At 30.0% G+C, this 11810-nt stretch carries 11 protein-coding genes; 3 read left to right on the top strand and 8 right to left on the bottom strand.

Annotation, left to right across the window (positions count from 1 at the left end; all coding sequences use genetic code 11):
- Positions 1–1363: DUF6873 family GME fold protein (locus tag AB2369_RS06865; RefSeq protein WP_367665737.1), on the top strand; the 1363-nt coding region annotated here is incomplete at its 5' end.
- A 226-nt stretch (positions 1364–1589) separates the two neighbouring features.
- Positions 1590–2876: a serine dehydratase subunit alpha family protein gene (locus AB2369_RS06860; protein WP_367665736.1), complete on the top strand. Its 1287-nt coding sequence runs from the start codon at positions 1590–1592 to the stop codon at positions 2874–2876.
- A gap of 42 nt (positions 2877–2918) precedes the next feature.
- Here the strand turns inward: AB2369_RS06860 and AB2369_RS06855 are convergent, their stop codons facing one another.
- The 4 genes from AB2369_RS06855 to purB all read right to left on the bottom strand — a co-directional run bounded on the left by AB2369_RS06855 (position 2919) and on the right by purB (position 6979).
- Positions 2919–3800: a Cof-type HAD-IIB family hydrolase gene (locus tag AB2369_RS06855; protein ID WP_367665735.1), complete on the bottom strand. Its 882-nt coding sequence runs from the start codon at positions 3798–3800 to the stop codon at positions 2919–2921.
- A gap of 12 nt (positions 3801–3812) precedes the next feature.
- The gene (locus tag AB2369_RS06850; RefSeq protein WP_367665734.1) at positions 3813–4568 is read right to left on the bottom strand and encodes a DeoR/GlpR family DNA-binding transcription regulator; all 756 of its coding nucleotides are present in this window, start codon (positions 4566–4568) and stop codon (positions 3813–3815) included.
- 364 nt (positions 4569–4932) lie between these two features.
- Positions 4933–5400 (bottom strand): NUDIX domain-containing protein, encoded by a 468-nt coding sequence (locus AB2369_RS06845; protein WP_367665733.1) that lies wholly within the window; start codon positions 5398–5400, stop codon positions 4933–4935.
- A 148-nt stretch (positions 5401–5548) separates the two neighbouring features.
- Complete coding sequence (gene purB, locus AB2369_RS06840; protein ID WP_367665732.1) at positions 5549–6979, bottom strand: adenylosuccinate lyase; 1431 nt, start codon at positions 6977–6979, stop codon at positions 5549–5551.
- Between the two features lie 147 nt (positions 6980–7126).
- Between purB and AB2369_RS06835 the strand changes: the two genes are divergently transcribed.
- A complete protein-coding gene (locus AB2369_RS06835) occupies positions 7127–7345 on the top strand; it encodes a DUF378 domain-containing protein (protein ID WP_367665731.1) in 219 nt (72 codons plus the stop codon).
- A gap of 48 nt (positions 7346–7393) precedes the next feature.
- Here the strand turns inward: AB2369_RS06835 and AB2369_RS06830 are convergent, their stop codons facing one another.
- From AB2369_RS06830 to rny, 4 genes are all read right to left on the bottom strand, one after another.
- Positions 7394–7654, bottom strand: coding sequence for an HPr family phosphocarrier protein (locus tag AB2369_RS06830; RefSeq protein ID WP_367665730.1), 261 nt, complete (start codon positions 7652–7654; stop codon positions 7394–7396).
- A 101-nt stretch (positions 7655–7755) separates the two neighbouring features.
- Positions 7756–8949: a pyridoxal phosphate-dependent aminotransferase gene (locus AB2369_RS06825; RefSeq protein WP_367665729.1), complete on the bottom strand. Its 1194-nt coding sequence runs from the start codon at positions 8947–8949 to the stop codon at positions 7756–7758.
- A gap of 572 nt (positions 8950–9521) precedes the next feature.
- Positions 9522–9782, bottom strand: coding sequence for a stage V sporulation protein S (locus tag AB2369_RS06820; RefSeq protein ID WP_027634240.1), 261 nt, complete (start codon positions 9780–9782; stop codon positions 9522–9524).
- A 148-nt stretch (positions 9783–9930) separates the two neighbouring features.
- Positions 9931–11487, bottom strand: coding sequence for a ribonuclease Y (gene rny, locus AB2369_RS06815; protein WP_367665728.1), 1557 nt, complete (start codon positions 11485–11487; stop codon positions 9931–9933).
- Positions 11488–11810: the final 323 nt, after the last annotated feature.

Here is an 11810-nt window from a genome sequence, read left to right as displayed (position 1 = left end):
TAAATTTCTAGAAATGGCTAGAGAGTATACAGAAGAAGAAAGTGGTACTATTGAAGATTTTATTGGCTATTTAGAAGAAATGAAAAGGAAAGGTATAGATGAATCTCAAGCAAAAATACAAACTGAAGACGGAAATAGTGTGAAGCTTATGACTATACATAAATCTAAAGGTCTTCAATTTAAAGTTATAATCATTCCTCAAATGTCTAAAAAATTCAATATAGATACTTCTTCTATACTATTTGAAAAAGGGTTAGGACTAGGTATTAAACATGAGGGTATTTCTCCAGTGTATGATGAAATATATAGCCATGTACAAGAAAAAGAAGAAAGAGAAAATAAAAGGATACTATATGTAGCTATGACTAGAGTTGAAGAAAGATTGATACTAGGAAATCAAGGAAGAACAGCTGGATTTAAGAAATTTATAAATGAGTTTTTAGAGTTTGTTGAATATGAACTAATTGAAGAATTGGAAATAGAAAAGGAATTAACAGATGAAGTGAAAGACTTAGATGATAATTTTAAAAAGATTGAACCTATTGAAGCAAAAGTATTTCCTATACTTGGAGAGATTCCAGGAATTAACCGGAAGAAATTTTTAAATTTCTCCATAACCCAATATATGACTTTTAAGGATTGTAAGAGAAGGTTTTTTATGAAATATATAATAGTAGACTATAGAATATCAAAGGAAGAAGAAACTTCTCTTAGAAACTTGGATTTTACTATATTAAAAGTCCCAAAATGTAATAGAGTTTATGAAGCTATTAATGGTCATCCAGATATCCAACTACATATTATTGATGATTATAATATAATAGTTCATAAAGATATGGATAATGATTTTATTACTACATTAAAAAGTTTAAATTTTAATGTTCATTTATCTCAGTATTCATTGGAAGAAAGCTATCCAAAAGATATAATTCTTAATGGTGCATCCTTTGGAGATTATTTTCTTCATAATTTAAAATACAGTGATAGTAAATTATTAGATTTTATGAGTAGCAAAATAAATGTAGATGTTAAACAAGGATATACTAAGTGCTCTACTGCAATTTTGTCTCCTTCATCTATAATAACCAGTGACAATTCCATAGCAGATAGCTTAAAAAATACTAATTTAAATATTCTTCATATTCCCTATGGTGATATTATCCTTGAAGGAATGAATTACGGATTTATAGGAGGATGCTGTGGACTTTTGTCTAAAAATACTTTAGGTTTCTTCGGTGATTTGAAGTGTTATGACTACGGCAATGAAATTATAGAGTTTCTATCTTCTCAAAACATAAATTATATCTCTTTAAAAAGTGGAAAACTTTTTGACAGGGGAAGCCTCTTTACTTTCCATAGGTAAGTTTATTAGTTCTTATAGGATAAATTAAAAACTAACTACAATATACTAACAAAGTAATATGATATGAATGGTTAGGTATAAAAAAGTCTTATAAAGGCTTTTCTATAAAGGTTTGATTTACTCTGTAACTTAATAGTATTATATATTTGAAAAGGTTTTTATCATAATTTGTAATATAAATAAATATTTAATAATTTACTTTTAATGATAGCGGGGGGGTTATTTTATGACTATAAAAAACAAGGACTTTTTTATTAATCTTCTTAAATGTGAGGTAGTACCTGCTCTTGGATGTACTGAACCTATTGCTGTAGCTTTAGCTAGTAGCAGAGCTTCTAAGGAGCTACCTAAGAAAATAGATAAAATTGAAATTTATGTGAGCTGTAATATACTAAAAAATGGAATGGGTGTAGGTATACCTGGTACTGGAATGGTAGGTCTTCATATAGCTGCTGCTCTTGGAGCCTTAGGTGGTAATCCTGATGCAGATCTTGAAGTTTTAAAAGATATAACTAAGGAACAAATTTCCTCAGCTAAAAGCTTTGTTAAAGATAATAGAGTATCTGTATCTACTAAAGATGTTGAATCAAAGCTTTATGTAGAAGCTATAGTAAAAAGCAAAGATGAATATTGTAAGGTAATAATAAGTGATAGACATTCTAACATAGTTTATGTCGAAAAAAATGGTAATTGTATTTTCCAAGGTAAAGAAGAACTTCCGGAGCCAAAGGACTATGAATCTAATGTATCTTTTCACACTACAGTTAAAGATATATATGATTTTGCCATGGGTGAAGAATTCAATAACATAAAATTTATACTGGATGCCGCTAAGATGAATAAAGCCGTATCTTTAGAAGGATTAAAAATGGATTATGGTTTAAGAGTTGGAAAAACTTTAATGAAAACTATAAATAATGGAATCTTAAGCGATGATATACAAAACTATGCCATGGCCATAACTGCTGCTGCCTCTGATGCTAGAATGGCGGGATGTATGCTTCCTGTTATGAGTAACTCCGGAAGCGGTAATCAAGGCATCACTGTTATGATGCCTGTAATAGCTGCTGCTGAGAAATTAAAAGTTGGTGATGAAAAATTAGCTAGGGCTCTAATACTTGCAAATTTAATTGCTATACATATAAAATCTTATCTTGGAAGACTTTCTGCTCTATGTGGTTGTGTTGTTGCTTCTACTGGGGCAAGTTCTGGTATTACCTATCTTTTAGGAGGAGACTTTGAAAGCATAACATACTCCATAAAGAATATGGCTGGAAATATTGTAGGAATGATTTGTGATGGGGCGAAGACTGGTTGCGCTTTAAAAGTATCCACTGGTGTTAGTGCTGCTATTCAGTCTGCTCTTCTTGCAGTAGAAAAAATAGAAATTGGTGAAACTGATGGTATTATAGATAAGGATATAGAGAAAACAATTAAGAACCTAGCTAAAATAGGCTCAAAGGGTATGACAGAAACTGATAAATTAATTTTAGATATAATGGTATGTAAATAGTAAAAGGTGTAGAGAATACTTCTCTACACCTTTTACTATACTTTATGCTTCCTTAGTTGATGCAACCTCTTCCTCTGCATCTAAAAACTTGTTTATAGCATAAGCCACTCCATCCTCACCATTATCCTTGGTTACAAAGTCACTTATTTTTTTAATTTTTTCATCTGCATTCCCCATAGCTACTCCAATCCCCGCTCTTTTAATCATGGTTTCATCGTTAAAGTTGTCTCCAATTGCCATTATATCCTTCATATCCACCCCTATATGATTTGATAAAAACTCTAAAGCATCCCCTTTAGTAGATTTCTTATTTATAATTTCAAAATTAAATTTTCCTGAAAAAGGGCACGATAGGCTACTATCCTTTTCTATTTCATTTTTAGTTTTTTTAAGTCTTTCTATATCAATGGAGCAAACAGATATAAGACATATATCTATATCCTCTAGAACTTTCATGATATCCTCAACTTCCTTAAGTCCATTCATGCCTTTAATAGCTTTCATATATGATTTATATTCTTCTTCCTTTAACTCAATTGTATCCTTTAAAACTGCAAATTCTTTATGAAGTATATCCTCCCAGCCTTTTTGTACAAAAACTCTATCCTCTGTTGCAACTTCTAGGAAGAACCCCTCTTTTATTAAATCCCCTATTAACTCATTACCTAATTCCTTATCTATATAAGTAGATTTTAATTTCTTTCCTTCTTTGTCATATATACTTCCACCATTGCTACTTATTATATAAGGTTTTATTCCCATTCCATCACTTATAGACTTTATATCTCCATAATTTCTTCCAGAAGCAATGGTTATATTGGCCCCTTTATCTAAAGCCCTTTTTAATACTTTTTTATTTTCTATACTAACTATATGACTTTTATTTAATAAAGTCCCATCTAAGTCTGTTACTATTAGTTTCATATACTATCTCCTTTATTCAAAAATTAATTCTACTTTTTTATTCCCTAACATTTTCATAAATTCATTACTTGGTTTTTTATCTGTAACTATTAAAGACACCTTATCTATATCACAAACCTTAAAATGAGCTGAATTATTAATTTTAGAACTATCAACTAAAACTATAACTTCTTTTCCCTGCTCTATCATTTTACTCATAACCTTAGCATCCTCATCACTATCTACGGTTATCCCATATTCACTGACTCCTAATGCTCCTAAAAACACCTTATCAGCAAAGTAATTATTAAGCATGTCCAAAGTATATCCACCATATAAAAATCTATGCTTCTTATTTATTTTTCCTCCTAAAATATGAACATCTATATTATCATTATCTATAAAAACCTCTGCCACATTTATAGAGTTAGTTACTACCGTACAAATTTTATTTTTTAAGCAATGAGAAAAAACTTCCACTGTAGTTGAAGTATCTAAAATTATAAGATCTCCATCCTCAACTAAATTAGAAGCTATATTTCCTATTTTACTTTTTTCCTTTGAATCTACTTTAAGTCTTGATGAGTAACTTTTTATTTCATTTTTCTTGTTTTGTACTAGTGCTCCCCCGTGGGTCCTTATAATTTTACCTTCCCTCTCAAGATAAACTAAATCCCTTCTTGCTGTATCCTTAGACACATTACAACCTAGGCATATTTCTTCAATAGAAATATGTTTATTATTGCTTAAATGGTTTAGTATATACTGAAGTCTTTCTTCCTGATACACCTTCCCACCTCCTAGATAGATTATAAGTGTTTATAAGTACTTTTGCAATATATTAAGTGATTTTAAGGTAATTATAAATATTTATATGCAAATTTAACATTTCTAAACTGTAAGTCATGGTAGTTTGAAGTCTAATTCCATATACAATATAGTATCTCTATAGATATATAATTTCTAAGCTCAATCTTTTAATAGTCTGTAAATCATAATAACTTAAAGTTAATTCTAGGTATTCTATGGTAAATATATTTAAATAAGACTCATAAAAATAAACCAAGTGTTATTTTGCAATTGGTTCATTTTTACGAGCCTTATGTAATTAAACATTAATAAATTAGTTTTATAATTAAATTCTAAAAATTTACTATTTTTGGTGTACTATGAGACTATAATCCATAAGTTCTCCCTTTTCATAAATAAGCTTTCCAGAAAACATCTTATATTTTTTAAGCCATTCTAAAAATAATCTGTCTCCTGGCCATAGGTTAAGATCTAAAATCTTGTTATTATCAATCCAATGAAGTTCTCCTTCATCACAACTATGAATTTCTCCCTTGAATTCTTTTACGCTATATAAAAATACTAACCTATCCTCACCCTCTACAAAATTAGGAAATGTTAATATTCCTCTTAATTTAGGATTTTCTATTGTAAGCGACGTCTCTTCTTTAACTTCTCTTATTATGCATTCCTCTGGACTTTCTCCACTCTCTACTTTTCCTCCAACCCCTATCCACTTTCCATGATGAACGTCGTTTTCTTTTTTTATCCTATGTAGCATTAAAGTCTTCCCTTTATGTTCAATATAACAAATAGTAAATACTCTTATCATTTTTCTCCTCCCATTTATATATTTATTTCATTTTAATATATGAGTTTTAATAAGGCATATGTAATCTTAAATAATCTCTAAACTATAGAAATAGGATTTGATAATAGTGTAAAATTTTTATTATCAAATCCTATAGCTTTTTTAATTATTAAACTGTTATTTCAGCATTTATATCCAATATATCTTTATTACTGTTAATTATTGGGGCCACATATTCATCAATGAATTCTATAACCTGGCTTGGAGCTCTTCCTATAAACTTTTTAGAGTCTATTATAGATAGAATCTCCTCCTCAGAAAGTCCAAAGGTTTCATCCTTTACTATTCTATCTATTAGGTCATTATCAAGACCCTCTCCCTTGACTCTTTGAGCTGCTTCCATGGAATGTATTCTTATTCTCTCATGAAGCTCCTGTCTATCTCCGCCTCTTTTTACAGCTTCCATCATTATATTTTCTGTAGCCATAAATGGTAGTTCCCTATTTACATGGGCAGCTATTACTTTTTCGTAAACTACCATATTCTCTGCTATGTTCATATATAGATTTAATACTCCATCTAAAGCAAGAAAGGCTTCTGCCACTGCTATTCTCTTATTAGCAGAATCATCTAAGGTTCTTTCAAACCACTGAGTAGATGCAGTTATAGCAGGATTTAAAGCATCAACTATTACATATCTTGCTAAAGCTCCCATCCTCTCTGATCTCATAGGATTTCTCTTGTATGCCATAGCTGAAGATCCTATTTGATTCTTTTCAAAAGGCTCCTCTACTTCTTTCATACTTTGAAGTAATCTTAAATCATTAGAAAACTTATATGAACTTTGAGCTATCTCTGATAAGGTATTTAATACTATGGAGTCAAGTTTTCTTGGATAAGTTTGCCCTGTAACCCCATAGGATTTTGAAAATCCCATCTTCTCTGCTATTTTCCTATCTAAAGCTTTAACCTTTTCCTCATCTCCATCAAATAGAGTCATAAAGCTGGCTTGAGTACCAGTAGTTCCTTTAACACCTCTAAGCTTTAAGGTTCCTATAAGAAAATCTATACTCTCTATATCCATAACTAAATCTTGAATCCAAAGGGTAGCTCTTTTTCCCACAGTGGTTAGCTGCGCTGGTTGAAAATGAGTAAACCCTAAAGTTGGCATATCCTTATATTTTATAGCAAAATCACTTAAAAGTTTTATTATCTTTACAAGCTTTTTCTTTATTAAATTCAAACCATCTCTCATTATAATTATATCGGTATTATCTCCAACATAACATGAGGTTGCTCCAAGATGTATTATTCCTTTAGAATTAGGACAAAGAAGTCCATAAGCATAAACATGACTCATAACATCATGTCTTACTTCCCTTTCCTTTTCTAAAGCCTCTTCATAATTTATATCATATATATGGGATTTAAGTTCATCAACTTGGTCCTTTGTAATATTTAAACCAAGTTCCATTTCACCTTCTGCTAAAGCCACCCAAAGTTTTCTCCATGTAGAAAACTTCATATCATCAGAGAATATATAACTCATCTCTTTGGATGCATATCTACTATTTAATGGCGTACTATATGTATTTCTCATAAAAAAACCTCCATAGCGAATATTATCTGTGTATATTGTTTATTCATTCGTATTATAACATAATGAAAATAAAATATCAGTTATATTTTAAAATTATTTTAATATAATTTATTAGAAAACATATTTTCAGTTTTGGGAGGATGCAATATGTACAAATTAAATTCTTTGGACAAATTAGCAGCTATACTAGTACTTATAGGAGCAATAAATTGGGGGTTAATTGGTATTTCTAATATTGACTTAGTAGGACTTCTCTTTAGTAAAATTCCCTCAATTCATCGTGGTATTTATATTTTAATCGGAGCCGCTGCACTATATTTAGTTTTTTTAATCTCTAAAAGCAGAAAATCCCTAGTAAGCAAATAAAATCAAAAGCCACTTAAATTTAAGTGGCTTTTGATTTTATTAAATATATTACTCTTCTAATGAAGCTATTAACTTTGCTATTTCTTCTACAGCTAAAGTTTCATCATCTCCAGATGCAACAACTGTTATCTTAGCATCTTTAGTAACTCCTAAGGATAAAACACCGATTAGACTCTTTACATTAGCTTTTTTTCCGTTAAATTCTATGCTAATGTCAGATTTAAAAGCTGAAGCTTTCTTTACTAATAAAGTAGCTGGTCTAGCATGTAAACCTGTTGAATTCTTTACTACAACTTCTTTAGATACCATTACTTCCACCTCTTTAACTATTTGATTTATTAACTCCTTTATTATAACATTTTTTTCACTTAGTTCAATGTTTTTTAGGAAAATTTTATATTTTATTAAATTTATTTTATCTTTTTAATAAAGTTTTCTATTCTATTTAATCCTTCTTTTATATTCTCTAAGGATGTGGCATAAGATAGTCTTATGTAATTTTCTAGTCCAAAAGCTACCCCTGGAACTACTGCTACTCTTTCTTTTTCTAAAAGTATACTAGAAAAATCTAAAGAACTATTTATTTTTTCTCCATCATATTCTTTTCCAATAACAGATCCTACGTTAATCATAACATAGAAAGCTCCTTCTGGATTTATACAAGTAAGTCCTTCTATTTCTTCTATTCTTTCTACCATAAAGTTTCTTCTGTTTTTAAATTCAATTATCATAGAATCAACCTTTGAATGATCTCCATTTAAAGCTTCTACTGATGCATATTGAGCTATAGAGTTTGGATTAGAAGTAGTATGACTTTGGATGTTAGACATAAGCTTTATTATCTCTTCACTTGCAGCAGCATATCCTATTCTCCATCCTGTCATAGCATAGGATTTAGAAACTCCATTTATAACTATACTTCTATTATATGCATCTTCTGAAAGACTAGCTATGCTTATATGTTTACTAGATCCATATATGAGTTTTTCATACATTTCATCGGATATTATTATAAGATCATGTTCCTTTGCAAATTCTGAAATTTCTATCAATTCTTCCTTAGAATAAACAGTTCCTGTTGGGTTATTAGGACTATTAAGTATTATAGCTTTAGTTTTTTCACTTACTGCTGCCTCTAAATCTTCTCTTGTATATTTAAAATTATTACTTTCTTTACAGTTAACAAAGACTGGCTCCCCACCACTTAATTTTATAAGTTCAGGATAGCTTACCCAATAAGGCACAGGTACTAAAACCTCATCTTCTGGATTTAAAATAGCTTGAAATGCATTAGCTAAGCATTGTTTTGCTCCTGTAGATATTATTATTTGCTTTTTATTATAAGTAAGTCCATTATCCTTAAGGAATTTATTCGCTATAGCATCTTTAAGTTCATCAATACCTGATGCAGCAGTATAACGAGTTTTTCCAGTTCTTATAGCTCCTATAGCAGCCTCTTGTATATTCTCTGGAGTATCAAAATCTGGCTCTCCAGCTCCAAAACCTATAACATTTATTCCTTCTGCTTTCATAGCTTTAGCTTTAGCTGTTATAGCTAAGGTTAATGATGGTGATATTTCCTTTGCCTTTTTTGAAAGTATCATTATAAATCCCCCTAATAATATTATATTCTTTCATTTATATGATTATCTTATAATTAATATATTATACTATCAAAAAGTTTATATAAAGTTTTTGTTAAAATGATTTCTATATTTTCTATTATATTTAATATATGAAAGTTAACTTTCATATATTAAATATATCATTTATACTTCTCTATGTAAACCTTTAACTAGTTAAAAATACTTATAATAACTTACAAAACTTATTGACTAAATTCCACCTATAAAAGCTTATTTATGAAAGATTTCTCCAAGTATTTTATATATTATAATATATAAATTAATGTTTTAGAAGTGATATCTATAACTATGTAATAATCTATAATCTTAACTTTTTATATAACATATTTTAAGGCATTTAGTTTTCCATTTACAGCTTTATGTTTTTCCTTACTCCGACTTTATCTCTAGTTTCCTTCTGATTTCACCTCACGGTGGATACCCTTGTCATTATCTAGTGATTCCCAACCAGACCAACAGCAGAAGTTATTGCTCATGCTGGGCACACATAAAAAAAGAGAAGCTTTACATACAAGCTTCTCTTAATATATTTACCTAGGTTGAACTATTAATTTTATAGCTGTTCTTTCTTCCCCATCTATCTCAATATCAGTAAATGCTGGAACACATACTATATCTTTACCACTAGGTGCCACAAACCCTCTTGCTATTGCAACAGCTTTAACTGCTTGATTTATAGCTCCAGCTCCAATGGCTTGAATCTCTACTATATTTCTCTCCTTTAATATAGCTGCTAGTGCCCCTGCTACTGAATTTGGATTTGATTTCGTTGAAACTTTTAATACTTCCATGATTTTACCCCCTAATTAATACATTTATAATTTAAAATTAATGCCACTAAAATATATATTCTACAAACCTTTTCAAAATTCCTTTTATAATTTTTTACAAAAATAAGATACATTTTACTAATTAAAATGTATCTTATTAAAAATCTTATTATTTTGCGTAATCTACTGCTCTGGTTTCTCTTATTACATTTACTTTTATTTGACCTGGATACTCAAGTTCATTTTCTATTTTCTTAACCATATTTCTGGCCATATCTATAGCTCCAGCATCATCTATTTCTTCAGGTCTAACCATTATTCTTATTTCTCTACCTGCTTGAATAGCAAAAGATCTTTCTACACCTTCATAAGAATTTGCAATTTCCTCAAGCTTCTCTAAACGCTTAATGTAAGCTTCTAGAGTTTCTCTTCTTGCACCTGGTCTTGCTGCTGAGATTGCATCAGCTGCTTGAACTAGTACTGCTTCTAGAGATTGCATCTCCATATCTCCATGGTGTGCTCCAATAGCATTAACTATAATTGGAGATTCATGATATCTCTTAGCGATTTCTGCTCCAATTAAAGCATGTGGTCCTTCAACTTCATGGTCTACAGCCTTACCTATATCATGTAGTAATCCTGCTCTCTTAGCGGTAGCTACATCAAGTCCAAGTTCTGAAGCCATAAGTCCTGCTAAATATGAAACTTCCATAGAGTGCTTTAAAACATTTTGACCATAACTTGTTCTATATTTTAGTCTTCCAAGAAGCTTTATAAGTTCTATATGTAGACCATGCACTCCTGTTTCGAAAGTAGCCTGTTCGCCTTCTTCTTTTATGTCATTTTCAACATCTTTTTTAGCTCTTTCAACCATCTCTTCAATTCTTGCTGGATGGATTCTACCATCTACAATTAATTTTTCAAGAGCGGTTCTTGCTACTTCTCTTCTTATAGGATCAAAACTTGATAATATTACTGCCTCTGGGGTATCATCTATTATTAAATCTACGCCAGTTAATGTTTCTAAGGTTCTTATATTTCTTCCTTCTCTTCCTATGATTCTACCCTTCATTTCATCATTAGGAAGGGCTACCACATGAACAGTTGACTCTGATACATGATCAGCAGCACATCTTTGAATGGCTGTAGTTATTACTTCTTTAGCCCTCTTATCTGCCTCTTCACGAGCCTTTGTTTCAACATCCTTAATCATCATTGCAGCTTCATGTTTAATTTCCTTATTAACTTCTTCTAAAAGAATGTTTTTTGCCTCTTCTGAAGAAAGACCTGAAATTCTTTCAAGCTCTTCTCTTTGCTTAGAGTAAAGTTCTTTAACACTTTCTTCTACCGCTTCAATTTCCTGGAATTTTTTACCTAATCCTTCTTCCTTCTTCTCAAGAGCATCTCCCTTTTTATCAAGAGATTCTTCCCTTTGGATAAGTCTTCTTTCCATTCTTTGAATTTCATTTCTTCTTTCTCTACTTTCTCTGTCGAAGTCATTTCTTAGTCTATGAACCTCTTCTTTTGCCTCTAAAACAGCTTCTTTTCTTAAAGCCTCAGCTTCTCTTTTAGCTTCTTCAAGCTTAACCTTAGTCTCTTTCTCTGCCTCTAATATCTTATCCTGAGATATCTTAATTTTCTTTTGAACATTAAGATATATAAGAAATAACACTAATGATAATACTAATATAACAAAACCACTAATAATACTAATATATTTTTCCAAAATAACACCTCCTATGCTTTTTAAAGGAAACTATACTTTATATAAATATGAAAGCAAAAAGGTGCATACATTAAATTTTGAATCAATATTACAAACCAGTATTTGCATATATTTTATATTTATTTTATATTTATTTTATATTTATGTCAAGTATGAGCTCCTATTGTTTAGCATATACTAAAATTCTTCAAATTCATTAATTATCCTTATTTAATATTCTCTTATTGATTATATACTCTATTGTAGTTATTTATTCAATAATTATATAATATAGGGTTCCTATCTTAGAACTTAATTTATACTGAATAATTAAAACTATTCTC

Source organism: Clostridium sp. (genome assembly GCF_040797585.1).
Lineage (GTDB): Bacteria > Bacillota > Clostridia > Clostridiales > Clostridiaceae > Clostridium_Z.
This window is presented reverse-complemented; position numbering and strand designations above follow the sequence as displayed.

What these genes read in the sequence shown, in the direction of transcription:
- AB2369_RS06860 (WP_367665736.1), top strand. Translation starts at nt 1,590, where the DNA reads ATGACTATAAAAAACAAGGACTTTTTTATTAATCTTCTTAAATGTGAG.
- AB2369_RS06855 (WP_367665735.1), bottom strand. Translation starts at nt 3,800, where the DNA reads ATGAAACTAATAGTAACAGACTTAGATGGGACTTTATTAAATAAAAGT.
- AB2369_RS06845 (WP_367665733.1), bottom strand. Translation starts at nt 5,400, where the DNA reads ATGATAAGAGTATTTACTATTTGTTATATTGAACATAAAGGGAAGACT.
- purB (WP_367665732.1), bottom strand. Translation starts at nt 6,979, where the DNA reads ATGAGAAATACATATAGTACGCCATTAAATAGTAGATATGCATCCAAA.
- AB2369_RS06835 (WP_367665731.1), top strand. Translation starts at nt 7,127, where the DNA reads ATGTACAAATTAAATTCTTTGGACAAATTAGCAGCTATACTAGTACTT.
- AB2369_RS06830 (WP_367665730.1), bottom strand. Translation starts at nt 7,654, where the DNA reads ATGGTATCTAAAGAAGTTGTAGTAAAGAATTCAACAGGTTTACATGCT.
- AB2369_RS06825 (WP_367665729.1), bottom strand. Translation starts at nt 8,949, where the DNA reads ATGATACTTTCAAAAAAGGCAAAGGAAATATCACCATCATTAACCTTA.
- AB2369_RS06820 (WP_027634240.1), bottom strand. Translation starts at nt 9,782, where the DNA reads ATGGAAGTATTAAAAGTTTCAACGAAATCAAATCCAAATTCAGTAGCA.